Raw genomic sequence first — 26500 nt, forward strand, 5'->3', positions numbered from 1 at the left:
CTCTCTAACGCGTGGGGGTGGTCGGGTTGACGACGGTAGCGGGAAGGGAGGAGAGGGCGCTGACGATCGTGCCCGCGACCTCCTTGGGGGTGAGATCGGTGGCGTCGACGGTCAGGATGCGGTAGCCGAGCCGCTCCAGGTGAGGGATCGCCTCCCGGTAGAGGTCGATCTCCCGCTGGGCGTTGGCGGGGTCGGTCTCGAACCGGTGGCGGGTGCCGCGGTGGGCGAGCCGGCGCAGGACCGTGTCGGCCCGCGCGAACAGGATCACCGACAGGTCCGGCACGTCGACGCCGGCGTTCATGGCCAGCAGGTCCTCGACGGGCACACCGTCGGCGCGCTGGAGGACCAGGGTGGAGGGGAGATAGCGGTCGAGCAGTACGGTCCGTCCTGCGGCCAGCGCCGGCCGTACCTCCGTCTCCAGTTGGTGCAGCCGGTCCGCGGCGACGGCCAGAGCCAGGGCCCGGCCCCGCATGGACTGGGCGACGGCGCGCACGGCCTGCCCGAAAGGTGCCGCGGAGGGCTGCGTCGCAGTGTGGACCGTGCGGCCGTCCGCGGTGAGAGCCCGCTGGGTCGCGGCGATGGCGGTGGACTTCCCCACGCCTCCGGGCCCGTCCAGGGTGATGAGCATGCCGCCCCTGGTGCTCATGCTGCGGCCTTCTGGGCGTGGTTGCGGTGGAACTGCTCCCGCGAGAGGTCAGCCAGGTGCCCGTTGAGTTCGGCGAGCGGAACCTCGCCGAACTGGAGACCGGTGGTGAAGTTGAACTCGTCGCGGCCGCGCATCGCCTCGTCGGCTCCGTGGTCGGTGAGGTCGACGTCGGTGTAGTCCTGCATCTGTTCGGGGTCGTAGCCCTGGGCCACCAGGTCCGCCCAGACCGGGGAGCCCGGGTAGGGGCGGAAGGTGAACACGCTGGCCCGGAAGGTGCCCGGGAGCCGGTCGGACAGCGCCCACAGGGAGCGGATGTGGGCGGTGGTGTCCTGGGCGTCGGCCCGGCTCTCGCCGGGGTAGCCGAGGATGAAGTAGCCCTTGACGTTGACGCCGTGCTCCAGGAGGCGCCGGGTGACGGTGTGCGTCATCTGCGGGGTGATCCGCTTGTCCATCCTCCGCAGGATGCGCTCCGAACCGGACTCGATACCGAGGGCCACTTCCCGCAGCCCGTTGGCGGCCAGCGTGGCCAGGGTCTGGTCGTCCTCCCGGTGCAGGACGTTGATCCGGCCGGTGGCGTCCCACGTGTAGCGCTCACCGATCCGGGCTTCGGTGAAGGCGCCCATGGCGTGGTGGATGACGCGGCGGGCGCCGAGGAACAGGTCGTCCACAGCGCGGAAGGCCGTCGTGCCGTACTGGGCGTTGAGGAGGTCCATCTCCTCGATGATGTTGCGGGGGTCGCGGGTGCGGATGCGTACGTCGGGGTTCATCGACGCGGCGGCGCCGCAGAACCCGCACTCGTACGGGCAGCCGCGTGAGCACACCAGGTTCGCCTCCAGACGTCCGTCCTCGGCCCGGTAGGGGTCCTGGGGGAGGAAGGACCGGTCGACGAACGGCAGAGTGTCGATGTCGGGGGACAGCCACCGGTGCCGGTCGCCCTGGGGGATGCCGATGCCGGTGGTGTTCAGCAGGTGGTCGCGCCACATCACCTGGGGCAGTTCGGTGCGGCGGCCCGTGTCGTCGAGGAGCGCGGCCACCCGGGTCTCGCCTTCGCCGATGATCAGGGCGGCCAGGCGGCCAAACCGCTCGTCGTCCAGGACCAGGTCGGGTGCGGCCTTGGCGTGGTGGCCGCCGGCCATGACGAGGATCTGCGGATCCAGCAGCGAGCAGATCTCGGCGGAGATCCGGTAGGTGGGGGCCAGCAGGTTGAACCCGGCCCACCGGGGGATCAGCGCGTTGACGATCCGCGCGGTGTGCTGGATACCGAGCCCGTGAGCCTCGGCGTCCAGCACACCGACGTTGAAACCCTGGGCCTTGGCATAAGTGGCGATGTAGCCGAGGCCGAGGACGGGCAGGGTGTAGTCGTTGACGCGGGGCCGCAGCGTGTAGTCGCGCAGCGGCGCGTTGACGAATATGGCGTCGACCGTGCGGTCGGGGTCGAGGCCGGCGACGTACTCATGGTCGCGTAACGATGTGCTGGGCTGTTCGGGCATGGGCCCCCCAGGTGAGTGTGGTCACGGTCAGCGTGTGCAGATCGCGCTCGGTGGGCGCGAGGTTGCGCCAGTAGGTGCCGAAGACCTTCTCGGTCTGCGGCCAGGGATGGTCCGGGGCGATCCGGGCCGCCCAGGTGCGTACGGCAAGGTCGGCGTGCGGGTAGTGGGTGAAGTCGCCGGTGAAGTCGCAGGCGGCCGCGGACGCCGTCCACGGGCCGATCCGGGGCACTGAAATCAGTGCAGGGATGAGTTCGGCGGGCGGGAGGCTCTGCCAGGACTCGCTCTGTTCGAGGTAGGCGGCGGCGGCCGCGCGCAGGGCGGTGCGGTGGAACTTCACCCCCACGGTGGCGAACTCGTCGTCGTCGAGCTCCAGTACACGATCGGGCTCGGGCGCCACGTACAGCTGCCCGGTCGGTGTGTGGACCGCAGTGCCGTAGGTGCGGCACCAGGTGCGGTAGAGGTGACGGGCCTGGGCGGCCCGTACGACCTGCCGCAGGATCGCCGTGGTGATCGCGTCCCACAGCCAGGGGTTGGCGAGCCGCCTTGTCAAGCCGAGGTTCACCAGCCCTTCCCGCAGGCCACTCGGCACACTCTGCGGCAACGCGGCCGGCTCCGTCGTGACAGCGACCGGCTTGTCGTCCTCTGACCCCTCCAGGCAGGACAGTTCCAACTCATGCTGCCCCCACGACGCCCACCACAGGCCGCTCGCACTGCGTAGGGCTCGTACGTAGCGGCCGTCGGGACACGTGCCCCAGGCCGGATGGTCGGTGGTCAGAACGGCGCTCATGGGTGAACTCCTCGCGATGGGTCAGTGCCCCCACCCTGCCGCGAAAGGCCGTGCCATCTGTACCGGTTGGACAATCCGTAACCCGATAGGCCCTGTGTACGATCAGCCGGCTGGCACGGGCTGGTGGCGACAAAGTCATCCGTCAATCCCTTCCTTGGTGATGCGATGCGGGCGGCATGTGCGCGGTGTGAGGCCGACAGGGGGCTGGTCCGGGCGGTGGCCCGTACGGACGCGGTGCGGCCCGAATTTCGCCGCGGTATGAGTGGAGACCTGGGGGAGAAGAAGCGCCGCCGCACATACCCCGGCGTTCGCCCGGTTGACCGAGTGTCGAGCAAGAGAGCGCCTGTGCAAAGCAGTTGGCGGTAGTCCCGCGGTAGTCCCGCTTTGCCGTTGCCCGCGCGCGAAATGCCGGCTGCTGATTTCATGAAGAGGCGGCTGAGAGAACACATCCCCTCGTAGCGGCGCGCTCCGCGCGCGGGATGACCGGTGTCGACCTCGCTCACGGGATCCGCGCCGCCGCAGAGCGCCGAGGGCTGCGCAGCGGTGCCGACAAGCAGCGTGTGTGGAAATGGGAAGTGGAGGGCGCGAAGCCCGACCCCGTCTCCCAGGCCTACATCGCCGAAGCGCTGGGTCTCCCCGCTCACGTGGTCGCCCCCGACCCTGGCCGCACTGGCTGCCGGGAGCCACCGCCGGCGTGGTGGAACCCGGGCCCGCAAACACCGTCCCAGCACTGCGAGAGGCATTCCAGGCCACCGTGGACCACGCCCGGCGCCGCCTCGTCGTATCCGCCGTCTCCAGCACCGCCCTGCTCGCCCTGGCCGGGGCCTGGGCCCAGCCCAGCCACACCGCCACGGCACAACCGGAACTGTCCGACGCCGCCGGTCTCGTCGATGGTGACGAGACCGGTCGCCTGGAGGAGGCGACAGCGCTTTTCACGAATCGGGCCACCGAGAACCGGGTGCGTACCATTTCCGTGCTGGAGGCCTTGCTCCAGTCCGTCACCGACCTCCTCGACGAGCGAAACCACGGCACCCGTGACATGGCACGCCTCCACGTCCTGGCCGCCAAGCTCGCTTCGGAAGCCGGCTGGCACCGCTTCGACTTGAGCCGGCACGCCGAGGCCGTCCGGTTCTGGATCGGTGGCCTCCACAGCACACACGAGCTCGGCGACGTCGACACGGGCGCCGGCCTGTTGAGCGACCTGGCCTACCAGGCGTCCTGGCGCAGCCGCCCGGCCACCGCGGCAGACCTGCTGCGCCGCGCGCTGAGCCGGGCCCGGCACCCGGCGGCGCAGCCCCTTCTCCAACTGCGCCTGGCCCGTGCACTCGCCGCCCTGGGCGACCGCAAGGGCACCCTGCGGGCGCTGACCGCTGCCGAGAACCTCCTGGGCACACCGGCCGCTGACCCGATCCCCTCGTGGTGCAGCCGGCATTCCACCGCCGATGTCGCCGTAGACTCCGGCCAGGCGCTGCTGGATCTCGGCGACACCCGCCGAGCTCACCAGCTCATCCGTGAGGGGCAGGGGGAGCTTCCCCCGGCCCGCATCAAAACGTACGGCGTCTTCCAGACCTGTCAGGCCCGGTCCTACCTGGAACTGGGGGAGCCGGAGCAGACTGCCGCTGCGGCGACCGAGGCCCTCGATCTGGCACTGCGGATCGGCGCACCACGGTGTGTGAAACTCGTCTGCGATCTCACCCCCGCGTTCGAACCCTTCGCCAGCGCGCAGGGAGTTCCCGAACTCCTCGCCCGGACAGGCCCTAGTCCGTGACGGGGGCGATCAACTGCTCGGAACTCCCGTCGTAGGGCCGTGCAGTCACAAGGGCATCGCCTCCGCTTACCGGCGGACTGGACGTCAGAGCCCAGCCCTTGGCATTGACGATGGCCTTGCGCTGGGTGTCGTACGTCCACTTCTGGGAAGACAGGTCACCGGTACAGCCGTAGAGATCGACGCCGGCGCCGGACTGCGAGGAACCCTGCAGACATTCGCCGCCCTGCGCGGTGTGGAGGCTGCCGTCGCGGGCGAAGACGAACAGCTGGTTGTTGTTAGGGGTGAGGGAGCAGTAGTAGGTGATCATCTTCAGGTTGCGGCCACCGCGGTCCAGGCAGCCGCCGTTGGCGAAGCGCAGGGGCCAGCGGGCGGACTGACCGAGTCCGGTCTCGGTAATCAGGGTACCGTCGGCCTGCTTCTGCTGCTGGACCATGTCCTGGCAGGTGCCGCTGGTCGACGTCCCCGTGTTTTCGGCGGTGAGAGTGCCCTTGTTGGCGGTCATCTTCCCCCACCGGTTCTTGGCGTACGCGTTGTCGTTACAGACGTAGTAGGAGTTGTTCCAGTCCCAGTACTCCACCCAGCTTGTCCAACTCGAGTTGATCTGCGACGACTTCGGCAGCAGGGCCTCACCGAGGACGAAGCTGGTGTTCGCCGTCTCGTCGGTCACGGTGGCCTTGGCCCAGTGCGTCAAGGGATTGATCTCCACGTGGAACGCGTACGTGTGCCCGGTGATCGGGCGGCCGTGGTTGACGGCATTGTTGGAGCACTGCAAGTGCTGCCCCTCACCGCCGCTGTTCCAACAGTGTGATCCCTCGGTTCCGTCCTTGAACTGGAGGTCGCTGTCGGCCCAGGTCGACCAGAGGAACTGCCCGTCGTTCTGCTTGGCGAGCTGGAAGCCGATGTAGGAAGTGTTCCCATTGAACTCGAACTGGTTCGCCCAGAACACGTCGCCATGCCCCGGAGTGGTCACGACGGTGTTTCGGAAGTCGACGTCCGTCACGGCGCTGCTGGTGTTGAAGCGCCAGTCCGAGTAGGCGCCAGGAGTCTGGCCGGACCTGACCTGGCTGCCCACAGCCGAGGGTGCGGCCGCGGCCGTCGAGATCTCGGCGGACATGCCGGAAAACGGCAGGAGCGCGACGACAATAGCCGGCCAGACGAAGCGGCGTGGAAGATGTGGCATGCGGGATCCTCAGCAAGAGCGGCGAAGGGCGGGGATTCCCCGGTCGCGGGGAATTGCGCCAACTGAACGAGGAACGGAGAAGCACATGAAGGATTTCCCTGCGGACCATACAGGGTAACGAGATCACTACACAAAGTAATGGTGATCTTTGCCGATCTGGCGGGAGATTACGCCCGCCGGACTGTCGAAACAGCGGTCGGATATAGGCACAACGTGCGGGCTCCGAACGCGTAGACGCGGCAGTCGGTCTCCCGCTTCGCCCTGCACTGGGCTGCGACGCTTCATGGCCCGCAGGTGGATGCGGTCCTTCCCTGTGCAGCACAGCCGGTCACCGTCAATGGCCCCCGGTGTGGCCGGCTCGGCGTCGATCGAAGGGCTCCCCCGTGCCGACCTCCGCCGACCGCGTCGGAACCCTGCCCGCTGGTCGTTGCCCTCGCCCCCACCCCGCCCGCAGAGGATGCCGTGCTCCTGGCGGAGGCCGCCCGGATCGCCGGTGTCGGCCGCGCCACCATCGTCAACTGGCGATGCCGCCACCCCGTCTTCCCCACTCCCGCCAGCGGCGCCCCCACCTACCCCACCTTCACCCGCTCCGCCATCACCGCCTGGCTCCTCGCCCACGACGAGATCGCCGTACCCACCACTGCCACCCTCGAACTGCGCCCCGCTGGCGGCACCCCGCGCCGGTTTCAGCTCTGGGGCCCGGGTCGAGTTGAGCGACGGCCCCGCCGACGAAGACCGCTTGTCCGGGGGGGGGGGGGGATGACCGACACCAGCACCGACGCCGATACCCTCGCCGTGCTCGCCGCCGCAGGTGCATCGGTCGCCCGCCTGACCGCGCCCGGGACACCCCCGCTCGCCGTCCCCGGCCGCAACGGGCGGTCCGTCAGTCGAGGTCGGCGCTGGCCAGGGTGACGGCGAGCGCGAGGTGGGGTACGGCGGTCAGGCACAGCTCGGCCGCTGTGCTCGGGTCGGACGTGGCGGCGGTACGGGCCTGGGCCAGCGCCGGCAGCCCGCATACCACCGCGGCGTCCACCGCCTGGTCCAGGACTTCCTCGATGGTCAGCTCGCCGCCGGCCCTCAGCTCCCGCACCAGGGCGGCGGCTTCTGCCGGGTCCTCGCGCCAGCGGGCGGCGGCCTCGCCCCCCCCGCGCCCACCAGGTCCATCACGGCGCCCTGCCCGGCGGTGGGCAGCGGCACCGGGCCCCGGCCCGGGCCGGGAGGTGCACCGCGTCGTGGGCGTCGGCCGGCGCGCACCGGGCCGCGTACGTCCGCCGGGACGCCGCCTCTTCCCGTACGACCTCGTCCGGCCGGCGGGCATCTTCCTCGGAGTGGACCATGTCCAGCAGCAGCGGCGCGGTCAGCGCGGCCCGGGTGCACGTCAGCATCTCCACCGCCACGCCCTCCTGGGCGGGCGGGACAGCGGCGATCGGCCCGTACACCTCCCCCGCCGCCTCCGCACACACCCCGATCGGCGTCGTCGGCGCGGCGATCAGACGGGCGTGACGGCGGCGGCGAGCAGGCCGTACAGGAGTCGGAGCGTCCGAAGTCGTGGTCACTTCCGCACTGTCCCCCGAGATCACCGGGCTGCGGGTGCTTTTCGGTCGGGTTCGGGCCGCCGGGCGGCTCGGGCGGGCTGTCATGCGCGGATGCGGAAGAGGACCGCGTCCAGGCCGAAGGTGAAGCGCTCCTCGAAGTTCTGCCGGAGGTGGGGTAGGGCCCGTTGCAGCGCCGGGTGCGTTTCGGGGTCGACGGCGCGGGTGAGCCTTTCGTCGCTCTCCTCGGGGGCGGCCTGTTCCTCCTGGGTCAGGCCGAGGGTGAAGTAGGTGATCGTCCAGGCGGTCCAGGCCGCCTGCTGCTCGTCGGTGCCAGCTTTCAGGAGCGCGTCGACCAGGTGGTCGGCGAAGCGGAGCGTGTGCGGTTCGGCCGGGTAGGTGCCGGTGACCAGGGCGGCGCCGTCGCGGTGGGCGAGCAGGGTGCGGCGGTAGCGGGCGGCGAGTTCGCGGGCCCGGTCCAGGGCGGTGTCGGGCAGGTCCTCGTAGCGGATGCCGGCGAGGACGGCGTCGGCCATCAGTTCCAGCATCCGGGCCTTGGTCTTCACGTGCCACAGCACGGTGTTCATGCGTACGCCGAGGCGGTCGGCGACCGCACGGGTGGACAGGCCGTCCAGGCCGCGCTCGTCCAGTACGTGGAGGGCGGCGGCGATCACGGCGGTGCGGGTGAGTTGGCCCGCGGGTTCTTCCCCCATTTGATTCTTGGTCACTGACCTAGTTTACTGCATCACAAACAGTTGGTCACCGACCAAGAGTTGTGTCGAGGAAGTGGAAGATCATGAACTACCAGGTTGTTGTCGCAGGTGCCGGCCCCGTGGGCCTGTGGCTCGCCGGTGAACTGCGCAGGGCGGGCGTCACCGTCGCCGTCATCGAGCCGCGCACCGAGCGCGACCCCCGCTCCCGCGCCCTGACCGTGCACCCCCGCACCATCGAGACCTTCGCCTCCCGCGGGGTGCACCAGCCCTTCATCAGCGAGGGCATACCGCTGCCCGGCGGCCACTTCGGCGTCCTCGACGCCCGGCTCGACTTCCGCCGCCTGCCCAGCCCCTTCCCCTACACCCTCGCCCTGCCCCAGGAGCGCACCGAGGCACTGCTGGAAGGTCAGGCCGCCGACCTGGGGGCAGACATCTGGCGCGGGCACGAGGTCACCGGCTTCACCGAGCACCCCGACCACATCGCCGTGCACACCGCCGGACCGCACGGGCCCTCCACCCTCCAGGCGGCCTACCTGGTCGGCTGTGACGGCGCCCGCAGCGCCGTGCGCACCGCTGCCGGCATCGACTACTCCGGCACCCCGTCCACCGTGCTGGGCTGGCTCGGCGACGTGGTCCTGGACAACCCGCCCGCTCCCGGCTACAGCTACTTCGGCCCCGCCGGCACCCTCATGGCCGTCCCCATGCCCGGCGGCATCCACCGCCTGGTCGGCGTCACCCCCCGCGACCTGACCACCACCTGGCCCGGCGACCTCACCCTGGCCGAACTGCGCGAGAACGTCATCTCCATGGCGAGCACCGACTTCGGCATGCGCGACCCGGTTTGGCTCTCCCGCTACGGCAACGCCACCCGCCTCGCCGACCGGTACCGCGCGGGCCGCGTCTTCCTCGCCGGGGACGCCGCCCACCAGCACTTCCCCGCTGGCGGCGTCGGCATGAACGTCGGCATCCAGGACGCCGCCAACCTCGCCTGGAAGCTCGCCGCCACGCTCAACGGCTGGGCCCCCGAGGGCCTGCTGGACAGCTACCACGCCGAACGCCACCCCGTCGGCGCCGACCTCACCGCCATCAGCCGCGCCCAGGTCGCCCTGATGACCGCCTTCACCCCCGAGGGTCTGGACCTGCGCGGCCTGCTCGCCCGGCTGATCAGCACCCTGCCCGACCTCAACGACCGCCTGGCCGCCCAGGTCAGCTCCCTCGCCGTCACCTACCCGCCCACCACCCCCGACGCCCACCCGCTGACCGGCACCCGCGCCCCCGACCTCACCTTCGGCGACACCAGGCTGTTCGCGCTGCTGCGCGCCGACAGGTATCTACTGCTGGACCTGACCGGCAGTGGTCACCTCGCCGGATACGCCCACCCTGCACTGCACGTCCACACCGCCACGCCGTACCAGCCCCCGGCCGAGTTCACCGAGGTCCGTGCGGTCCTCGTCCGCCCCGACGGCCACATCGCCTGGGCAGGCGCCGAACACAACGACACCGCCCTCGCCGCGGCCCTCGCCACCACGCACCGGAAGTGAGCCGCCGGTGACCGTCCAGCGCATCGACCCGCCCGGCCCGCACGCCGCACCCGGCCTCATCAGCCAACTCGTCGTCACCACCGGCCGCCGACTCGTCCACCTCTCCGGCCAGGTCGCCTGGGACAGCCACGGCCGCCCCACCGGCGGTGACCATGCCGCCCAGGCCGCCAGCCCGCAACATCACCACCGCGCTCGCCGCCGTCGGTGCCACCCGCGACGACATCGTCAAGGAGGTGATCTACATCGCTGGCTACACCCCCGAGGTGCTCCCGCCCGTCTTGGCCGCCCTGCGCGAGGGTGCCGGCACCGCACCCGCCAGCGCCCTCGTCACCGTCCCGGCCCTCTTCGCCCCCGAGTACCTCGGCGAGGTCGACGTTATCGCCGCCAACCCCGCGCCCCCCGGCTGACGCCTTCCCGGCCGGATACGCGCCCTCGTCGCCGACTCCGCTACCGGCGGCGCAACGAGGTCGAGCGGACCATCAACCGACTCAAGAACTCCCGCGCGGTCGCCACCCGTTACGACAAGAGGGCCTACGTCTTCCACGGCACGGTCACCGCAGCGGCAGTCCGCTTATGGCTCCGCCCATGATCCGCCGGACAGGCCTTGGATCGGGCAGCCAAGATCTGTCCGGCGGATCATGCTGAACAGGCACCGGTCCGGGGAACCGGGCGGCGCGAGCGGTGAGCCGGGGCCGCCCGGCTCGGATCAGTGGTGCCACGCGTCACCGTTCACGTTGTGAATCATGCGCTGGAGGACCTTCAGAGTGCGGGCGTACTCTTCGTCGGGAATGCCTTCGTGTACCTGGCGGCGCAGCTCCGACTGCCGTGCCGCCGCCCGAGAGTACAGCTCCGCGCCCGACTCGGTCCGCAGCAGGTGCCCGTCCTCGTTCTGGAAGACGAGGCCTCGGGCGACGAGGCTGTCGATGTCGCCAGGCAGGTCATCGTCGGGGCCCGGATAGTAGCTGAGGAACTCGGTCAGTTCCGCGCGGCCCCAGCCCTTCGGGCGCTCGCTGAGTTGGTGCAGGACCCACCAGGCGGGCTGGGTCAGGCCGAGGACGCCGAGCGCGGTCCGGATGTTCTGGACGACGGCCTGGCCAGCCGCGTTGGCCCAGTATCCGATGGGTTGGGCGATGAGGCCGGCGTCGTCGTGGGAGGGGGCGAAGGGGGCTGAGGTGCTGCTCGAAGTGGGCATGGGAAGAACGTAGAAACTCAACTTGACTTGAGGTCAAGCGCCCTGGGGTAAGGAGTCGGGCCGGACGGCCGACAGGTGGGCTCGTCCGCTCGCTCATGTTCGGAGCCAGACAGTGCCCTCCTCGCTCCATGACCGATGTAAACGCGTGACAGGCTTCCGACATCGACCAGCCCCACGGCAGGAACCGCGAATGTCCAGGACCGCCGACATCGATCTCGTGTTCGCACGTGCCGTCACAGTGGACGCCGTGGTGCGAGCTCTGGCCGATGAGGGGTGGTCGCTGCAGGAGCCGCTTGGGATCTCCTACATGGTCAATAATGACGATCTGTTCGACTGGCAGTCGACTTCAGCCGACCAGGCAGCTGCGGTCCTGACCGTGGTGGATTCACCAGACAACATCAACTGCCTCGTCGGCGTCTGCATTTACCACTCCGCTGCGGGCACCGGTGGCCAGCTACTTCTTCATGCTGGCCGATCGCGCTGTTCCTTCATCCCGACGATCGACCGACGAGGGCTCTCAGAAGCCCCAGCGCTGATTGACACGGCGTGGTATTTGAACGCACTGGTACCGCCCCTGCTTGCCATGGGGCTGGCCGGCTACGAAGCGAGGGACCTTGTCGACTGAGACTCCTTCGTCAGCGGCTCGGTCGGCATGCGGGCAGCACGCATGCTCGGCCCGATCCTCGCTGCTGGCCCAGTGAGCCTCCGCCAGCCTGAAGCAGCAGGTCAACGGTCTGGGGTGACCGGCTCTCGGAGTGCTCGCGCTGGTCGTGGGTGGTTGTCAGCGGAGTAGATCGTCTGACAGAGCCGGACGGTTCGCTGGTTCCTACTCGCTGGCGGCAGGCGGCCATCCACGATCCAGTGCATGGATCCCGAGCTGCTGGAACGGATCACCGCGCGGCGGCCGCGAGCTGGGCGTAGGTATAGCCCACCCGCAGTCGGGCGAGGGTGAGCAGGGCCTGACGGCCGGCGCTCAGACGCCGCCACCGGGAGCCGATCGTACGGCGGTGGAGCCGCAGCTGCTGCGTGAGGAAACGGAGGGTGGAACTGGACACGTCGACGCCCGATGGGTAGACAAGCACGTGAAGCCTCTGGGGGAGCCGGTTCTCTTGGTCGAAAACCCATCTACCAGGGGCTTCATCACGTTGTCAGTCCAACTGCCGGACATCAGAGGCAGTTTGGAGGCGGCTTGCTGCGGGCGTCACCGTGGAGATATTCGAACTGGCGGCATGGTGGCCGAAGTGAAGGAGAGCGATGATCTCGCAGAGCGCTTGGCGCCGGCGTTATGTTGTGCCCGTCGCCAAAAAAGCCGGGCTTGTCCCGGAGGGCGGCGTGCTCCGGATGCTGGGGGAACGCGGCGACTGCGCGGTGCTCGAATTGCGGGCACACCCGATGGATCCGAAGCTCCAGAGCTTCTTCGTCCGGGTGTCCGTCGTTCCGCTGACGGAACGTGCCTGGACTCAGCGCCAGCACTGGGAGCAGGCCAAGGACCACCTTCCCAGCTCGGGTTCCGGGATGCTCAGGTGGGAAGTGAAGCCACCTGCGGGTGTGGCCTTCGATACCCCGGATGACAGCTCGCTGGACGGTTTGTGGACGTACGGAGCCGGCGTCGAACCGGAAGAGTGTGCCGAGCAGTTGGCCGCAGTGCTGCGTGAGCACACGTTTCCGGCCATGAGGCGATTCCTGGACCGTGATGTCCTGGCGGCCGAGATGCGGCAGCGCTCCGGTCGCCTGCGACATCACCATCCGCCCGGTTGGGCAGCCGCCCTCCTCAACGTGGACCGGGTGTCACCGGTGGCCCTGGAACACCTGCTCCAGGCGGTGGAGACCGACTACCCGCTTGCGGACGAGTTCGTCGCCTGGGCCCGGGAGTACGCAGCACGGCACAATACGCTTGACTGACGGCCTCTTGCCTGCAGCACCAACCGCATCACCACGATCGTCCAGGCCGTTCTGGTCCTTCATCACGCGTCAGTGTGAGGTTGGAAAAGGCTCACTGCCCTGGCACCGGGCCTGAGTCGGGCGAGGAACCGTAGCTGTCACGTGAATGCCCCAGGTTAAAAGACAAGCTCAGTGGATTTTCTGCTGCTCCAGCCATGTGGAAATCTCGGCCCTTTTGTGCAGGACCTTGGCATTCCTGCCTCGGCCGAGGTTGTAGCCCTTCAAGCCTGGTTTCGATGCTTCTCTATAGACTTAGCTCGTGGACATATTGAGCATCGCAGCGACCTCAAACGTGTCCATGAGGACAGGCGCGACGCTACGGCGCCTGCTCGATGAGATGCTGTCGGGGCGGGTCTCGTCGGAGTGCGACTGCGGTTCCATGGGCAAGATAGCTCCTTGAGGCTGGCCTGAGCCTGATCGCGGTTGGCTCGCGCTCCGTGCCGGCCGAATTCCAAACGTCTTTGGCACCCGCCCTGTGCCGCCGCCAAGAGTCGACGGACGAGCAATAGTCAGGGTCCTGAGAATCGCCGGTTTGCGTAACCGGCGATCCTCTGCTGGTTGCCGCTCCGCTTCCTGCATTCGTCGTTGCATCAGAGGGCCTCCTTCCTTCTTCAGAAAGAAAGAGGGGGTGGGCCCGCTGACCCATGGCGCTGCGCGGGTCGGCTTCCGATCGACTGGCCCCCGCTCCCGACCGCCGTCCAGGCCGCCAGGGCGACGGTGATCATGGACGCCGTTCGCAGAGTGCCGCGTACGCTTGGGCAGTCGTCGCGGTGGGGTCGCGAGAGCGGGTGAAACCATCCCTCGGCCAGCTGATGCTGTGTCAGGAAAGTCGGCAAGTGGTCAGCATGAGTCCTGAAAAACCTGGGGAACGCTGTCCGAGCATGCGACTCGTTGTAAGGTGTGGAAACAGCCCTTGACCTGCAAAAACGCAGGCAGGGAGCCTACGTCCGGGAGTACCTCGATGATGCGCACCATGTTCAAGTCCAAGATCCACCGGGCCACCGTCACCCAGGCCGACCTGCACTACGTGGGGTCCGTGACGGTCGACGTCGCTCTGATGGAGGCCGCCGACCTGCTGCCCGGCGAGCTGGTCCATATCGTCGACATCGACAACGGCGCCCGCTTGGAGACGTACGTGATCGAGGGCGAGCGCGGCTCCGGTGTCATCGGGATCAATGGCGCCGCCGCACACCTCGTGCACCCCGGTGACCTGGTCATCCTGATCAGCTACGCACAGGTCGACGACGCGGAGGCCCGTGCGCTGGTGCCGCGTGTCGTGCACGTGGACGCGGACAACCGGATCGTGGCGCTCGGCGCGGACGCCTCGGCCCCCGTCCCCGGCTCCGGCACGGAGCGGAGTCCGCAGGCCGTCGTCCCGGGCGGCTGAGGCCCCCGCGTGCAGAGGTGACCATGGGGGCCCCGGCCCGGAGGGCCCCCGAAGCCGGCAGAGAGCAGGAGTCATGGCGGAGAAGGCGGACGTGGAGATCAGGGACGACCGGGAGCGGGGCAGCCTCGTGGCGTACGAGGGGAGCGAGCCGGTCGGGACCATCGCGTACTTCGTCCTGGACCCGGCCCCCGGCGCACTGGTGGCCGTGCACACCGTCGTCCCTCCCGACCACGAGGGCAAGGGCATCGCGGGGAGGCTCGTGCGCGAGTTCTACGCCATGGCCGACCGTGAGGGGGTTCCCGTCGTGCCCCTGTGTCCGTACGCGGCGAAGTGGGCGCAGCGCCACCCCGAAGAGGCGTCCGAGGTGTCGACCGAGCTCGTCCAGGAGGCGAAGCGGCAGCTCGGGAACCACCCCGAGCTGCTCTGACCGGCGGGGCGGCCCCCGGTTCGGACGGCTCCGGGGGAGAGCGGGGGGTGTCTCACCCGCTCCGGCGGCCCCGCGCACGTCCGTATGGACGACGGTCGTCCCGCCCGGGTGTGGACTCGGCAGGCGCGGGCAGTCGCACCGGGAGACGGTGGAGGAAAGCTCCATCTGTCCCATTCGTCCCGCTGTGGAGGATCGCGATGACTCACCCGTACCCCGACCCCGTACCGCCCTCGCCGACGCCTCCACCCGTGCCGGGCCCGCCCACCCCGGTGCCCAGTCCGCCGCCGGTGCCGCCGGGGCCCGCACCCGTACCGCCCGGCCCCGCGCCGGACCCGATCCCGCAGCCCCCGGCACCCGGCCCGGACCCCGTACCGGATCCGGAACCGGAGCCGCAGCCCGCCGGGACGTGACCCGGGGGCCGGTCCCATCCCGGGCCCGGACCCGGTTCGCCCGTGCGCGCAGAGGCAGAGGCGGCGCAGGCGGAGGGGAGCACCCGGCGGCGATGCCCGTCCGGGGCTTCCGCCCGCCCGCCCGTCCCGGCCCCGCTCCGTCCGGAGCGGACGCTGTTGGCGAATGCAGATGTTGAGCCCGGTGTGAGGTGAAGCTCGCACCGGGCTCTCCTGTCCCTGCCAGTGCTGAGGTGCGAGGATGCGTACGTGGTGACGGAGACAGAGTGGGAGCGAGTTCAAGGTGAACTGCGCTTCGGGCAGGTCTTCACAGGCACTGTCGTCCGGGTGCCCAGGCCGGGGGGCGATCGGTGTCTTCGTGGACATTGGCCTCAGCGTCGTCGGGTTCGTCGACGTCCTGCTCTTGCCTTGTCGTCGAAGCGAGGACTGGCCTGTTGAGGGAACAGTGACCGATTTCGAGGTCTGGTGGGTGCACAGCGGTCATCAGCAGATACGGCTGAAACCCTCTGACCCGCAGTATCTTTGCGAGGACTTCGCCGACTTCGTTGCCCGATTCAGGCCCAATTGGCCATCCGACATCGGCAAAGCGGTAAGGGGTCATCGACCCGTGAGCGCTACTCAGCCCTCGCTCTGCTGAGGAGCCGCAAAGTGTGAGACGCGCCTGCGGGCATGCCGGTACCGGTGAGCCAGGCGGCGATGCGCGTGAGGTTGATCGCAACGCCCGTGAGTTGGCGCTGGAGGCTGGTCCTGGTCAGGCCGCAACAGCGGGACCTGCGCATACCGCCACGTTGGACCCCTTGAGCGGGGGCGCCCTCACGCCGGCACGGATTTTATAGCGCTCTTTTAGCGCTCTTTCCATTCGTCGGGCTGCTGGAGCACACGAGTCTGCCGGAGGGTGTCGTACTCTGCGCGTGGCCGCAGCGTGATCTGTAAGCACCATCACCGCACGAGGGCTGGACGCTGTCGTCACGCCGAGCCCCGAATTAACCACCAGCGTCCAGTGCGGGCGGGGCGGGGCCGGGCCGGCGCGTCCCGCCCCCTCGGCCGCCTCGCCCGCCTCGCCCGCTCAGCCGCCTCGCCCCCTGGGCCGCCCCGCCCGCTCGGTCAGGGGCTCTCGACCAGAGCGTCCGCGTGCGCGAGCCCGCTCTCCGCGGCGACGGCGTCCAACGACTGCGCCTCCCGCACCGTCGCGAACGTCACCGCCCCCTCCTGCCCCGCCCCCGCCCGGAATCCGTACACCGCCGGGCGGGGCAGGCTGTTGTACGCCCACGGGGTGGAGAAGTAGTACGCCCCCGTGTCGTACAGCACCACCACGTCGTCCTCGGCCAGCTCCGGCAGCTCCCTGCCGTACGCCACCACGTCCCCGGCGAAACAGCACGGCCCCGCGACGTCCTGCGCCAGCACCGGGCCGTCCTTGGGGGCGCCGTCCGGGCCGAACGCACCGATCCGAAGCGGCCAGGCGTCGGGCATCAGCACCGTACGGGTGGCCGTCTGCGCGCCCGCGTGGGTGAGGGCGATCCGGCGGCCCCCGGCGTCCTTCACGTACTCCACGCGGGCCCCGATGAACCCGTTCTTCGCCAGCAGGGACCGGCCGAACTCCGTGACCAGGGAGTAGCGTCCGGAGAGGAGGCCGGGGACGGCCGCGGTCAGGGCCGCCACGTACTCCGGGTAGGTGGGGCGTACGGTCTCGTCGGCGAAGTTGACCGGGAGGCCGCCGCCGATGTCCAGGCTGGTGATCCGGCGGACTCCCAGGGTCGCGTTGATCTCCTCGGCCAGTTCGTACGTCCGGGCCACCCCGGCCGCGATCAACTCCAGCGGGCAGCCCTGGGAGCCCACATGGGCGTGCAGCCGAGTGAGCCACGGCCGGTCCCGGAACGCCTGCACGATCGCCTCCCGGGCTCCCGGGTCGCACAGCGCCACCCCGAACTTCGAGGTCTTCGTCGCCGTGCTCATCGCCCCGATCGAGCCGCCGCCCACCTGGGGGTTGATCCGCAGCCCGACCACCGAGGCGGCGCCCGGGCCGCGGAGGGCGTCGATGCGGTGCAGCTCGTCGAGGCTGTCGGCGTTGACGGACACCCCGAGGGCGAGCGCCAGCCGGATCTCCTCGCGGGTCTTGGCGGGGGAGTCCAGGACGATGCGGGACGCGGCGAACCCGGCGTCCAGGGCGAGGCGCAGTTCGCCGGGGCTCGCCACCTCGCACCCCATGCCGCAGTCGGCGAGCAGCCGCAGCACCGGGATGAGCGAGCACGCCTTGGCGGCGAAGGTGTGCAGCACCTCGGGTGCGGCGGAGAAGGCGTCGTGCAGGGTCTCGACGGAGGCGCGCACCCCCGCCGTGTCGATGAATCCGGCTACCTGGCCGCCCTCGCCCAGTAACCCCTGCCCCACGGCGGCCCGCACGACGGCGTCGAAGCGGGAGTCACGGTGAGCAGCGTGGCCGGCCGGGGCGGGCGGTGTCGCGTCGTCCTCGTGGTGTGCGGAAGTCGTCTGCGTCATAAGGCCAGCGTGCCTGACGGCTCTTCCCTCCCGCCAGGGTTCTCGACGGTGCGGGGCGCCCGGCTTCCCCACCGGTCGCGTGCGGCGGCGGTCAGGCGATCAGCCCGACCACGGCCTCAGGAGTCAGCATCCTGAAGGTGAACGCCTGCTGGAAGTAGAGGTGGACGCCGGTGGCGTCGTGGTCCGTGTAACCGATCGACAGGTCCTGGCCCAGGCGGAGTTCGAAGTCCCCACCCCGGGTGGAGAGCAGCACCCCGCCCTTGACGGCGGGCGCCCACAGGATCTCGTCGTCCACCAGACGGCTCAGATGCGTCTTGACCGGGTAGCCGTGGTCCGAGGTCTCGGCCGCCTCGGTGAACGCGTCCGCGCCGAGAAGCAGCCGGTACGGCCCGTCGACCCCGGCCAGCCGCAGCCGGGTCACGGCCTGGCCGACCGCCACCGGGTAGTCCCGCGCGTCGGCGGGCAGCGGCAGCGGATCGTGCGAGGAGCCGTCCCGCAGGCCGGTGATCCCGGCCGCCCCGTACCCGTCGATGATCGCCATGTCCTCGGCGAACGCGCAGGTGCGCGCCGCGTCCTTGACGGGTTGCCAGTCGCTGTCGGCCGAGCCGCGCTCCACGTCGTCCACGGCCGCGCGGGTCACCGTGAACGGCACCCGCCACTCGATGACCGGCATCGAGGTGCGGGCGTGCGCCGTCACGTCCGGGGCGGGCGGATCGATACCGCGCAGATGGCCGTCACCGACCGCGGCCAGCGTCGGGCCGTCCGGGCCGGAGACGTCGACGACACGGCGGCCGGCGACATGGCGGCGGAAGGTGCGCCGGGCCTCCTGCTCGATCTCGTCCCAGGCGGCAGGGGTGACGGGTGCGAGTTCGCGGTGCAGATTGTTCATCACGGGGCGCTTTCGTGCAGGCTGCCGATGCGCAGCGAACCATCGTCGGAGCCGGAGCCGGAGCCGGAGCCGGAGCCGGAGCCGGAGCCGGGGTCGGGGTCGGCGGCGCCCGGCTCCGGCGTCTTCCGGCAGGCCGGTGCGGGTGCCGGCTCCAGCCGGTCCCGGGCGGGGGCCGAGGGGGGCGGGGGCGGGGGAGAGTCGAGGAAGTCGGCGCGGGGGGCGAAGAAGAGCGACCCGGTGACCGCGGTGGAGAAGTCGAGGATGCGATCATGCGCCCCGGCGCCGTCGCCGAGGAACATGTTGCGCAGCATCTGCTCGGTGACGTCGGGATCGGCGGCGTACCCGATGAAGTACGTGCCGAAATCGCCCTGTTCGAAGCTTCCGAACGGCATGTTCGCGCGCAGGATGTCCCGTTCGACGCCGTCCTGGTCGGTGATCGTGTTGAGCGCGAGATGGGAGTCGGCGGGCTTCTCGTCGTCGGGGAACTCCACGTCGTCCAGCTTGGTGCGGCCAATGACGCGCTCCTGCTCCTCCACGGTGAGCGCGCTCCAGGCCGCCAGGTCGTGGAGGTACTTCTGTACGACGACATAGCTGCCGCCCGCGAAGTCCGGGTCGTCCGATCCGACGAGCGCCGCCGCCCGCGCGTCGTCGCCCACCGGGTTCGCCGTACCGTCGACGAAGCCGAGCAGGTCACGGTGGTCGAGATAGCGGAAGCCGTGCGTCTCGTCCACGATCCGCACGGCCCCGCCGACTTTGTCGAGCAGCTGGGACGCCCACGCGAAGCAGACGTCCATCCGGTCGGCCCGGATGTGCAGCAGGAGGTCGCCCGGGGTCGCGGGGGCGTGGTGGCGCGGCCCCCGCACCTCCGGGAACGGGCGGAGACGGGCGGGGCGGGGCCCGTCGAACAGGCGGTCCCAGGCGCTGGAGCCGAACGCCGCCACACAGGCGAGCCCGGCGCTCGGATACCGGAAGCCGAGCGACCGGGCGACGGCCGCGACATCCGGCAGCACGTCCCGTACCGCCTTCTCACCGCCCGGCTCGATCGTGCCGACCAGGAACAGCGCCGCATTGGTCACCGGCGCCACGACGGGCTGCACGGAGACGGGATCGGGGACGGCGTCGGGCATGGGCGTACTCCCCTACGACGGTGAACGGACGGCAGGAACAGTGGACGGACGGCGGGGGGCGGCGGACGGGTGACGGGAACAGCGGACGGATGGCGGGAACAGCGGACGGATGACGGGAACGGCGGACGGGCGGCGGGGGCGGCGGACAGGGCTCGCAGCCACTAAGCCACGGTCGGCGGCCGCTCGCACGCGGGGTGGACCGGTCGGGGCCGAGGGGGCGGCGGGCCGGCCCGGTCACCGTCCCGGCCACCACCCTGGCCCGCCACCACCCTGGCCCGCCACCACCCTGGCCCGTCAGCACCACCGGCTCGCCACCGTCCCGGCCCGTCAGCACCACCGGCTCGCCACCGCCCCCGCCCGCCACCCGGCCCGCCTCAGCCCGTCTCGACCTCGGACCGGTCGCCGCCCCAGAGGGTGTGGAACGAACCCTCCCGGTCCGTACGCCGGTAGGTGTGCGCCCCGAAGAAGTCCCGCTGGCCCTGGGTGAGCGCCGCCGGCAACCGGTCCGCGCGCAAGCCGTCGTAGTACGAGAGCGCCGCGGCGAACCCCGGCGTCGGCACGCCCTGCCGCACGGCCTCGGCCACCACTGCCCGCCAGCCGTCCTGCGCCGCGCCGATCTCCTGCTCGAACTCCGGGTCGGACAGCAGGCTGACCAGGTCCGGACGGGAGGCGTAGGCGGCGCGGATGCGGTCCAGGAAGGCCGCCCGGATGATGCAGCCGGCCCGCCAGACCGCCGCCACGGAGCCGAGGTCGACGTTCCAGCCGTACTCCTCGCTGCCCGCCCTGATCTGGTGGAAGCCCTGCGTGTACGAGACGATCTTGGAGGCGTACAGGGCCTGCTCCACCTGGTCCGCGAACGCCGCGGCCGCCGGTTTGTCGAGCGGTTTCCGGGCGGGCCCGGGCAGGTCGCGGGCCGCGTCCCGCAGATCGGTGTGGCCGGACAGCGACCGGGCGAACACCGCCTCCGCGATCCCTGAGACGGGGATTCCGAGGTCGAGGGCGATCTGGACGGTCCAGCGGCCGGTGCCCTTCTGCTCCGCCCGGTCCCGCACGACGTCCACGAACGGCTTCCCGGTCACCGCGTCCGTGTGGGCGAGGACCTCCGCCGTGATCTCGATGAGGTATGAATCCAGCCTCCCGGTGTTCCAGGTGCGGAAGACGTCGGCGATCTGCGCGGGGGAGTACCCGGCGACGGAGCGCAGCAGGTCGTACGCCTCGGCGATGAGCTGCATGTCCGCGTACTCGATGCCGTTGTGGACCATCTTCACGAAGTGGCCCGCGCCGTCGGGGCCGATGTGTGTGGTGCACGGCGTGCCGTCCTTCGCCCGTGCGGCGATGGTCTCCAGCATCGGGCCGAGCGACGCGTAGGACTCGGCCGAGCCGCCCGGCATGATGCTGGGGCCGTTCAGCGCGCCTTCCTCACCACCGGAGATCCCTACCCCGACGAAGTGGAGACCGCGCTCGCGCAGCTCCCTCTCCCGGCGGCGGGTGTCCTCGAAGTGGGCGTTCCCGCCGTCGATGACGATGTCGCCCTCCTCCAGCAGCGGGGCGAACTCCTGGATCACGGCGTCGGTGGGATCCCCCGCCTTCACCATGATCACCAGGCGTCGGGGCCGTTCCAGCGCGGCGACGAACTCCTCGGGGGTGCGGGCCGCCACGAAGTCGCCCTCGCCCCCGGCCTCCTCCACCAGGGCGTCCGTCCGGGAGGTGGTGCGGTTGTGCAGGGCCACGGTGTAGCCGTTGCGGGCGAAGTTCCGGGCCAGGTTGCGGCCCATGACCGCGAGTCCGGTGACGCCGATCTGGGCTGTGCCGCTCATCTGGGTGCTCCTGGGAGTCCGAGGACGTCGGGGGAGGGCGGAGGCCGGGAAGGGCGCGGCCCCGTGCCGGGGGACGGCCCGCTCAGGACGATGGCGGGGTGACCGTACCGACGGCGGCGGTACCGGCCCCGGCGGCGCCCGGGGGCGGCGGCCAGGGCTCCAGCAGCGCGTCGTCGTCCCCCGCTTCGGGGATCACGTGCATCGCGGCCTCCTCGGCCGAGGCCGCCGCTCCGTCGATGCCCACGTCACTTGCGGTGAGGGTGGCCGGAACAGTCCATTCCGCCTGCTGGGTCAGCCGTCCCGCGCGGGCGACGCCGACCTCGTCGTCCCAGGGCTCGCCGTCACCGTCCACGAGATCGCCCACCCCGTCGCCGAGGGTGCCGTCCGGCTCGGGGACCTCCCTGGTCAGACGGGTTTCCAACGAGTCGCCGTGGTTCTGCTCCGCAGCCGTGGTGCCCAGGCCCTCGACCACCCACGGGCGGTCCGGCGGCGCATAGCCCTCGTCCAGCGGGTCGCCGGTGCCGGACGGATCCATGAGCGTGTCCTCGGCTCCGAGCTGCTCGGTGGGGTCGGAAGCCTCGGGCTCCTGGGGCTGGTAGACCTCGTCCCCCCGGTCGGTGTCGCTCATGGCGCGTCCTTTCCTCCGGGAGTGCCGAGAAACGCTGTCCCCTGTACGCAATTCCACTCCGGTACCGCTCCGGCCGCAAAAGGAAGATCGGCCCCCGGGTGCCGGGGCGGGCCGCCCGGACCGGTTCGTCCGCAGGTCGCGACCGGTTCCCCGGCATCCGGAGAGTCTTCCCGGGCCGGCTGTCCGCGTCGTCGGACGGCCCGGCCCGGTACGGCCCCCCGGGAACGTCCGTACGGGCTCGCGAACGTCAGAGGACCCGCCCGCGCTTCACGATCAATCCGGTGGTACCGGTGCGGGGTGGCCTGCGACCCTGTGACGGCCGCGCCGACCACCGGTCGCGGCGGGCACAGGGGAGCGGGAGCAGTGGACGTCTTCACGACGCGGGCGGGCCGGGTACGAGGAGAGCGCGCGGCACGCGACGACGGCATCGTCGTGGTACGCGGTGTCCCGTACGCGGCGCCGCCGTTCGGCGCCCTCCGGTTCCGGGGGCCGCGGTCGGCGGAGCCCTGGGACGGTGTACGCGACTGCACCGCCTTCGGCCCCGTGGCCCCGCAGTCGGCCGAGCTGCCCGGAGCTCCGGCCTGGTCGCCCGGTGACGAGGACATCCTCACACTGAACATCTGGGCGCCCCTCGGCGGCCCCGGGGACCTCCCCGTACTGGTGTGGGTCCACGGCGGCGCGTACGTCTTCGGGTCCTCGGCCCAGCCCGACTTCGACGGCACCGTGCTGGCGGGGCTGGGGCTCGTCGTCGTCACCCTCAACAGCCGCCTCGGCTTCGAGGGGTTCGGCCACGTGCCCGACGCCGACCACGGCACGCCGGTCCTCGACACCGACCCGGGCGGCGGGCCCCCCACCGCGCCCTTCCCCGACAACAGGGGGCTGCTCGACCAGATCGCCGCCCTGGAATGGGTCCGTGACAACATCGCCGCCTTCGGCGGTTCTCCCGACCGGGTCACCCTGGCCGGACAGTCCTCGGGTGCCACTTCGGTGGCCTGTCTGACGGTGGCCGACCGGGCGCGCGGCCTGTTCCGGCGGGCCGTCCTGCACAGCGCCGTCAACGCCTTCGCCCCGGTGGAACACGCGGCCCGCACCACCGCCGAGGTCGCCGCCGAGGCGGGGGTGCCCGCTACCCGCGCCGGGCTGCTCGCCGCCTCCCCTGAGTCTCTGGTGGCCGCGTCGGACCGGGTCTGCGCGCGGTACCGGCGGGACCCCGCGTCGGGACAGCGCCACTACGACCCGGCGATCTACGGCCCGGTGGCAGACGGCGTCCTCCTGAGCGCCGACCCGCTGGAGGCGTTGGCGGCCGGAGCGGGCGGCGGGGTGGAGCTCCTGGTCTGCCACACCACGGAGGAGTACTGGCTGCTGGACGCGGTCGGCAGCAGTGCGAAGGTCGCGGAAGAGGGTCAACTGGACGTTTTCGCGGCTGACTTCGGCCTGCCGACCGCGCTCGTGGAGGGGTACCGGGCGTGCCTGCCGGAGGCCCCGGTTCTCGACGTCTACCTCTCCCTCTTCTCCGACCTGCTGTTCGCCGAATACAGCTCCCGCTTGGCCGAAGCCCATGTCTCGGCGGGCGGCCGGGCCCACCTCGCCCGCTTCGACCGCCGCCGGGGCGGTGCCGGGCAGCGGGTGCGGGCCTGGCACTGCGCGGACGTTCCGTTCGCGTTCGGCACCCTCCAGGAGGAGAGCGTCCACTTCCTGATCGGCGGCCCACCCGGCGCGGCCGACCAGGAGCTGGCCCGGCGGATGACCGGCGCCTGGGCCGCGTTCGCCGCGCACGGCGACCCGGGCTGGGCGCCCCTCGACGGACCCTCCGGACCCCCCAGACCCCCCGGACACGCCGGGCCCGCCGGGAGCGGTGCGACGGTGCGAATCTGGCGTACGGCGGAGGAAGGAACGGACGCGGCGACGGGGATGGACCCGGCGACGGGGACGGACGCGGCGACGGGGACGGACGCGGCCCGGCGTCCGGAAGGGGCGCGAGCAGACGGCGAACAGCCGTCCGAGGGCGGCCTCCGCGGTCTGTGGCGTACGGCCGGACTGCCCCTGCTGGCCCCCTGACACCTCCACGGCCCAGAACCCACCGTCCGCCGGGCGGCCCCGGGGGCCGGGCGGCGCGGTACGCCACGGGAGCGAGGCGTACCGTGCCGCCCCTCACACCCATCCGCCCGCACGGGCCAGCCGGCGGCCCGCATGCCGCGTCACCTCGATGGAGCGGCCGAAACAGGCGGACATGCGCTCCCGGGTGAGGACTTCCTCGACCACTCCTCGTGCGAGGACGCGCCCCTCCCGCAGGAGCAGGGCATGGGTGATCGCCGGGGAGAGCTCCTCCCGGTGGTGGGTGACGGTCACCGTCGCCAACTCCGGGCTCAACCCGGCGTGATGGCGCATGGTGTCGATGAGGTCCTCGCGCGAGGGCAGGTCGAGCGCGTTGAACGGCTCGTCGAGCAGCAGCAGATGGTGGGGCGGCTCATGCGCACCCCGTCGAGGGCGGCGACGACGCGCCCGCGACCGCTGCCGGTGTTCCCGTCCATCCCCTTGTCCAGCTCCTTCGTGCCGATGGGCGCCCCTGCTCTGCAGGGAGGGCAGCTGTAGACGGCATTTACCGGCGCGGCGACTGTGTCGCGGACACGTCGCCGCCCCGGGTTCCGCCGCCGATCGTCGCCGGGGAACCTCAGCGGCGGGCCAGGGCCAGCACGCTCAGCCCGAACATCAGGACGCCCAGGGGGAGATGGACCGCCGGCAGGTGCGCGATGCCGACCGCGACCTGGGCCGACGCCAGAACCAGGAAGCCGGACGCGTGAAGGACGGGCCGGAGCGAGCCGCCGCCCGGTTTCCAGGCCAGCGCCGCCGCGAGCACGTACAGCATCGACGCTCCGTACATCACACGTGCCCCGACGCTGTGCAGCGCCTCTCCGTAGGACGTGGTCATCAGCAGCCCCGAGGAGACCGCCTGGAGGAAGATGGTCAGCGTCTGCAGGGCGATCGTGATCCGCAGGAACGAGAATCCGTGCCGCGCCGTCCGTCGTGCCGTCACCTGGGTGGCCATGCCACGCCCCCTTTTCCCGCCCGCGGGCGGTCGATCGATAAGGTCTCACCCACCTGACGACACGGGCGGGCGAAAGGTGAGGCGGAGGCCGAAACCATGGGAGCGTTGGAGAAGGGTGCCGGGCGGCCGCCCGGGGAGCGCGGACAACTGATCAACGTGGCCTACCGGTTGCTCGGGTCGCTCGCCGAGGCCGAGGACGCCGTGCAGGAGGCGTACACCCGCTGGTACGCGTTGCCGTGCGGGAAGCGGGACGGGATCGTGTCGCCCGGCGCCTGGCTGACGACGGTGACCGGTCGCATCTGCCTGGACGTGCTCGGCTCGGCCCGGGTGCGGCGCGAACGCTATGTCGGCGCGTGGTTGCCCGACCCGCTGCCCGACCCCGCCGAGTACGGCCACGGCCCGGGCGCCGATCCCGCCGACCGGATGGTTCTGGACGAATCGGTGACCATGGCCTTCCTCGTCGTCCTGGAGGCGATGACCCCCGCCGAACGCGTCTCGTTCGTGCTGCACGACGTCTTCCGCTACCCGTTCGCGGAGATCGCCGGTGTCCTCGGCCGGACCCCCGCCGCCTGCAAGCAGCTCGCGGCCTCCGCCCGGCGGCGGGTGCCCGCCGCCCGGCCCCCGGAGGCCGCGGACGCGCGGACCGAGACGGTACGGCGCGTGAAGGAGGCGTGGGAGAACAAGGACATCGCGGCTCTCGTCGACGTCCTCGACCCGGCCGCCGTGATGACCGCAGACGGGGGCGGGGTGGCCGGAGCCGCGCTCCGCCCGATCGAAGGGGGCGGACGCATCGCCCCGTACATGGTCGCCGTCACCGATCGGGCCCCCGGGACGGAGTTGGTGGAGCGTACGGTCAACGGCCTGCCGGGTCTGGTGGCCCTGCGCGGCGGAGCCGTCGTGACCGTGGCCGCGTTCGACGTCGCCGAGGGGCGCGTCGCCCGGATCTGGGTGGTCCGCAACCCGGAGAAGCTGCGCCCGTGGTCGACGGCGTACGAGCGGGAGGCAGACCCGCCGGGGGCGGACCGGGGCGACGACGCGCGGACGGGCGGGGCCGGGTGCACGGTCGGCTGACGCCGGTCCGGGGCCGCCGCCGGCCGACGCGGACCGGTCCCTCGGGCTCCCCGTGTCCCCCGCAGGGCGAGCCGCATCCGGACGCGGAGGCGTCCGCCGCAGCCCCCGGGGCGAGGCCGGCGGCGTGGGCGGACCCGGTGGGCTCGGAGTTCCTCCGGAGCCGGGCGTAGGCCGTCGTCAGGTCCACCGTGCCACCACCGTCGTCCAGTGGATACGCCTCGACGACTACGGCTCCGGCAACGCCCACCCGTGAGATCTCCCCGCCCCATCTCCACGACCATGCAGCGCGCAAGATCCATTTTCGATGCACGGCCTGGTACGGACTAAAGCGTGTTGCAGAAGGCTGTGAGTGGGCAGGCGAAGCTGTCGGCCGGGGCCTTGTTGATCATGCGGCCAGGGCGTGGTTGTGCAGTGTGGC

General features: G+C 71.1%; 23 protein-coding genes and 4 pseudogenes. 11 read left to right on the forward strand and 16 right to left on the reverse strand.

The window, feature by feature from the left end:
• Nucleotides 1-4: 4 nt before the first annotated feature.
• Genes ACH4K1_RS25190 through ACH4K1_RS25200 form a run of 3 tightly spaced genes read right to left on the reverse strand, consistent with a single transcriptional unit; the run spans nucleotide 5 to nucleotide 2923 of the window.
• Complete coding sequence (locus ACH4K1_RS25190; protein WP_398091724.1) at nucleotides 5-646, reverse strand: dTMP kinase; 642 nt, start codon at nucleotides 644-646, stop codon at nucleotides 5-7.
• A complete protein-coding gene (locus ACH4K1_RS25195; protein WP_398091725.1) occupies nucleotides 643-2136 on the reverse strand; it encodes a B12-binding domain-containing radical SAM protein in 1494 nt (497 codons plus the stop codon). The genes ACH4K1_RS25190 and ACH4K1_RS25195 overlap by 4 nt, the downstream gene beginning before the upstream one ends.
• On the reverse strand, nucleotides 2099-2923 hold the full coding sequence (locus ACH4K1_RS25200; RefSeq protein ID WP_398091726.1) for a hypothetical protein: 825 nt from the start codon (nucleotides 2921-2923) through the stop codon (nucleotides 2099-2101). Before ACH4K1_RS25200 ends, ACH4K1_RS25195 begins: the two co-directional genes overlap by 38 nt.
• Before the next feature lie 754 nt (nucleotides 2924-3677).
• Between ACH4K1_RS25200 and ACH4K1_RS25205 the strand changes: the two genes are divergently transcribed.
• Nucleotides 3678-4691, forward strand: a complete 1014-nt coding sequence (locus ACH4K1_RS25205; protein ID WP_398091727.1) for an XRE family transcriptional regulator — start codon at nucleotides 3678-3680, stop codon at nucleotides 4689-4691.
• Here the strand turns inward: ACH4K1_RS25205 and ACH4K1_RS25210 are convergent.
• The 4 genes from ACH4K1_RS25210 to ACH4K1_RS25225 form a co-directional block, all read right to left on the reverse strand.
• Nucleotides 4681-5871, reverse strand: coding sequence for a ricin-type beta-trefoil lectin domain protein (locus ACH4K1_RS25210; RefSeq protein ID WP_398091728.1), 1191 nt, complete (start codon nucleotides 5869-5871; stop codon nucleotides 4681-4683). The genes ACH4K1_RS25205 and ACH4K1_RS25210 overlap by 11 nt on opposite strands.
• A gap of 883 nt (nucleotides 5872-6754) precedes the next feature.
• The gene (locus ACH4K1_RS25215) at nucleotides 6755-6961 is read right to left on the reverse strand and encodes a hypothetical protein (RefSeq protein WP_398091729.1); all 207 of its coding nucleotides are present in this window, start codon (nucleotides 6959-6961) and stop codon (nucleotides 6755-6757) included.
• Nucleotides 6962-7034: 73 nt separating this feature from the next.
• On the reverse strand, nucleotides 7035-7427 hold the full coding sequence (locus tag ACH4K1_RS25220; protein WP_398091730.1) for a hypothetical protein: 393 nt from the start codon (nucleotides 7425-7427) through the stop codon (nucleotides 7035-7037).
• Nucleotides 7428-7507: 80 nt separating this feature from the next.
• Nucleotides 7508-8131 carry a TetR/AcrR family transcriptional regulator C-terminal domain-containing protein gene (locus tag ACH4K1_RS25225; protein ID WP_398091731.1) on the reverse strand — a complete coding sequence of 208 codons (624 nt, stop codon included), beginning with the start codon at nucleotides 8129-8131 and terminating at the stop codon, nucleotides 7508-7510.
• A gap of 68 nt (nucleotides 8132-8199) precedes the next feature.
• On the opposite strand from ACH4K1_RS25225, the gene ACH4K1_RS25230 reads away from it, so the two are divergent.
• The 3 genes and pseudogenes from ACH4K1_RS25230 to ACH4K1_RS25240 all read left to right on the forward strand — a co-directional run.
• Entirely contained in the window at nucleotides 8200-9657 is a 1458-nt protein-coding gene (locus ACH4K1_RS25230) for an FAD-dependent monooxygenase (protein WP_398091732.1), read from the forward strand.
• Nucleotides 9658-9809: 152 nt separating this feature from the next.
• Nucleotides 9810-9983 (forward strand): annotated as a pseudogene (locus ACH4K1_RS25235) (RidA family protein); the annotation flags it as partial.
• Nucleotides 9932-10246 (forward strand): annotated as a pseudogene (locus ACH4K1_RS25240) (IS5/IS1182 family transposase); the annotation flags it as partial. The pseudogenes ACH4K1_RS25235 and ACH4K1_RS25240, both read left to right, overlap by 52 nt.
• 117 nt (nucleotides 10247-10363) lie before the next feature.
• Here the strand turns inward: ACH4K1_RS25240 and ACH4K1_RS25245 are convergent.
• On the reverse strand, nucleotides 10364-10849 hold the full coding sequence (locus tag ACH4K1_RS25245; RefSeq protein ID WP_398091733.1) for a MarR family winged helix-turn-helix transcriptional regulator: 486 nt from the start codon (nucleotides 10847-10849) through the stop codon (nucleotides 10364-10366).
• Between the two features lie 190 nt (nucleotides 10850-11039).
• Here ACH4K1_RS25245 and ACH4K1_RS25250 point away from each other — a divergent pair, with 190 nt between their 5' ends.
• Nucleotides 11040-11474, forward strand: a complete 435-nt coding sequence (locus tag ACH4K1_RS25250; RefSeq protein WP_398091734.1) for a hypothetical protein — start codon at nucleotides 11040-11042, stop codon at nucleotides 11472-11474.
• A gap of 277 nt (nucleotides 11475-11751) precedes the next feature.
• Here ACH4K1_RS25250 and ACH4K1_RS25255 read toward each other — a convergent pair.
• A pseudogene (locus ACH4K1_RS25255) lies at nucleotides 11752-11931 on the reverse strand (IS5/IS1182 family transposase); the annotation flags it as partial.
• Nucleotides 11932-12103: 172 nt separating this feature from the next.
• On the opposite strand from ACH4K1_RS25255, the gene ACH4K1_RS25260 reads away from it, so the two are divergent.
• From ACH4K1_RS25260 to ACH4K1_RS25270, 3 genes are all read left to right on the forward strand, one after another.
• A complete protein-coding gene (locus tag ACH4K1_RS25260) occupies nucleotides 12104-12751 on the forward strand; it encodes a hypothetical protein (RefSeq protein WP_398091736.1) in 648 nt (215 codons plus the stop codon).
• Between the two features lie 1000 nt (nucleotides 12752-13751).
• Nucleotides 13752-14177: an aspartate 1-decarboxylase gene (gene panD, locus ACH4K1_RS25265; RefSeq protein WP_398091737.1), complete on the forward strand. Its 426-nt coding sequence runs from the start codon at nucleotides 13752-13754 to the stop codon at nucleotides 14175-14177.
• 73 nt (nucleotides 14178-14250) lie between these two features.
• A complete protein-coding gene (locus tag ACH4K1_RS25270; protein WP_398091738.1) occupies nucleotides 14251-14604 on the forward strand; it encodes a GNAT family N-acetyltransferase in 354 nt (117 codons plus the stop codon).
• Between the two features lie 1511 nt (nucleotides 14605-16115).
• On the opposite strand, the gene ACH4K1_RS25275 is transcribed toward ACH4K1_RS25270, so the two are convergent.
• The 5 genes from ACH4K1_RS25275 to ACH4K1_RS25295 form a co-directional block, all read right to left on the reverse strand.
• A complete protein-coding gene (locus ACH4K1_RS25275) occupies nucleotides 16116-17504 on the reverse strand; it encodes a diaminopimelate decarboxylase (RefSeq protein WP_398091739.1) in 1389 nt (462 codons plus the stop codon).
• 91 nt (nucleotides 17505-17595) lie between these two features.
• Nucleotides 17596-18393, reverse strand: a complete 798-nt coding sequence (locus tag ACH4K1_RS25280; protein WP_398091740.1) for a family 1 encapsulin nanocompartment shell protein — start codon at nucleotides 18391-18393, stop codon at nucleotides 17596-17598.
• Entirely contained in the window at nucleotides 18393-19520 is a 1128-nt protein-coding gene (locus ACH4K1_RS25285; protein ID WP_398091741.1) for a Dyp-type peroxidase, read from the reverse strand. Before ACH4K1_RS25285 ends, ACH4K1_RS25280 begins: the two co-directional genes overlap by 1 nt.
• 374 nt (nucleotides 19521-19894) lie before the next feature.
• Entirely contained in the window at nucleotides 19895-21337 is a 1443-nt protein-coding gene (gene gndA / locus ACH4K1_RS25290; RefSeq protein ID WP_398091743.1) for an NADP-dependent phosphogluconate dehydrogenase, read from the reverse strand.
• Nucleotides 21338-21419: 82 nt separating this feature from the next.
• The gene (locus tag ACH4K1_RS25295; RefSeq protein ID WP_398091744.1) at nucleotides 21420-21965 is read right to left on the reverse strand and encodes a DUF5709 domain-containing protein; all 546 of its coding nucleotides are present in this window, start codon (nucleotides 21963-21965) and stop codon (nucleotides 21420-21422) included.
• A gap of 363 nt (nucleotides 21966-22328) precedes the next feature.
• Here ACH4K1_RS25295 and ACH4K1_RS25300 point away from each other — a divergent pair, with 363 nt between their 5' ends.
• On the forward strand, nucleotides 22329-24023 hold the full coding sequence (locus tag ACH4K1_RS25300; RefSeq protein WP_398091746.1) for a carboxylesterase/lipase family protein: 1695 nt from the start codon (nucleotides 22329-22331) through the stop codon (nucleotides 24021-24023).
• Between the two features lie 93 nt (nucleotides 24024-24116).
• Here ACH4K1_RS25300 and ACH4K1_RS25305 read toward each other — a convergent pair.
• A pseudogene (locus ACH4K1_RS25305) lies at nucleotides 24117-24419 on the reverse strand (ABC transporter ATP-binding protein); the annotation flags it as partial.
• 217 nt (nucleotides 24420-24636) lie between these two features.
• Nucleotides 24637-25011 (reverse strand): hypothetical protein, encoded by a 375-nt coding sequence (locus ACH4K1_RS25310; RefSeq protein ID WP_398091747.1) that lies wholly within the window; start codon nucleotides 25009-25011, stop codon nucleotides 24637-24639.
• 96 nt (nucleotides 25012-25107) lie between these two features.
• On the opposite strand from ACH4K1_RS25310, the gene sigJ reads away from it, so the two are divergent.
• A complete protein-coding gene (gene sigJ / locus ACH4K1_RS25315; protein WP_398091749.1) occupies nucleotides 25108-26082 on the forward strand; it encodes an RNA polymerase sigma factor SigJ in 975 nt (324 codons plus the stop codon).
• 124 nt (nucleotides 26083-26206) lie between these two features.
• A complete protein-coding gene (locus ACH4K1_RS25320; protein WP_398091750.1) occupies nucleotides 26207-26335 on the forward strand; it encodes a hypothetical protein in 129 nt (42 codons plus the stop codon).
• The last annotated feature ends 165 nt before the right edge of the window (nucleotides 26336-26500 follow it).

The organism is Streptomyces sp. NPDC017448 (genome assembly GCF_044330565.1).
In the GTDB taxonomy this organism is placed as follows: Bacteria; Actinomycetota; Actinomycetes; order Streptomycetales; family Streptomycetaceae; genus Streptomyces.

Bases quoted from the DNA above. Each gene is read 5' to 3' on its own strand.
- ACH4K1_RS25210 (WP_398091728.1), bottom strand. From the start codon at position 5,871: ATGCCACATCTTCCACGCCGCTTCGTCTGGCCGGCTATTGTCGTCGCG.
- ACH4K1_RS25200 (WP_398091726.1), bottom strand. From the start codon at position 2,923: ATGAGCGCCGTTCTGACCACCGACCATCCGGCCTGGGGCACGTGTCCC.
- ACH4K1_RS25245 (WP_398091733.1), bottom strand. From the start codon at position 10,849: ATGCCCACTTCGAGCAGCACCTCAGCCCCCTTCGCCCCCTCCCACGAC.
- ACH4K1_RS25260 (WP_398091736.1), top strand. From the start codon at position 12,104: ATGATCTCGCAGAGCGCTTGGCGCCGGCGTTATGTTGTGCCCGTCGCC.
- ACH4K1_RS25295 (WP_398091744.1), bottom strand. From the start codon at position 21,965: ATGAGCGACACCGACCGGGGGGACGAGGTCTACCAGCCCCAGGAGCCC.
- ACH4K1_RS25285 (WP_398091741.1), bottom strand. From the start codon at position 19,520: ATGCCCGACGCCGTCCCCGATCCCGTCTCCGTGCAGCCCGTCGTGGCG.
- panD (WP_398091737.1), top strand. From the start codon at position 13,752: ATGATGCGCACCATGTTCAAGTCCAAGATCCACCGGGCCACCGTCACC.
- ACH4K1_RS25230 (WP_398091732.1), top strand. From the start codon at position 8,200: ATGAACTACCAGGTTGTTGTCGCAGGTGCCGGCCCCGTGGGCCTGTGG.
- ACH4K1_RS25195 (WP_398091725.1), bottom strand. From the start codon at position 2,136: ATGCCCGAACAGCCCAGCACATCGTTACGCGACCATGAGTACGTCGCC.
- sigJ (WP_398091749.1), top strand. From the start codon at position 25,108: ATGGGAGCGTTGGAGAAGGGTGCCGGGCGGCCGCCCGGGGAGCGCGGA.
- ACH4K1_RS25275 (WP_398091739.1), bottom strand. From the start codon at position 17,504: ATGACGCAGACGACTTCCGCACACCACGAGGACGACGCGACACCGCCC.
- ACH4K1_RS25310 (WP_398091747.1), bottom strand. From the start codon at position 25,011: ATGGCCACCCAGGTGACGGCACGACGGACGGCGCGGCACGGATTCTCG.
- ACH4K1_RS25280 (WP_398091740.1), bottom strand. From the start codon at position 18,393: ATGAACAATCTGCACCGCGAACTCGCACCCGTCACCCCTGCCGCCTGG.
- ACH4K1_RS25250 (WP_398091734.1), top strand. From the start codon at position 11,040: ATGTCCAGGACCGCCGACATCGATCTCGTGTTCGCACGTGCCGTCACA.
- gndA (WP_398091743.1), bottom strand. From the start codon at position 21,337: ATGAGCGGCACAGCCCAGATCGGCGTCACCGGACTCGCGGTCATGGGC.
- ACH4K1_RS25190 (WP_398091724.1), bottom strand. From the start codon at position 646: ATGAGCACCAGGGGCGGCATGCTCATCACCCTGGACGGGCCCGGAGGC.
- ACH4K1_RS25270 (WP_398091738.1), top strand. From the start codon at position 14,251: ATGGCGGAGAAGGCGGACGTGGAGATCAGGGACGACCGGGAGCGGGGC.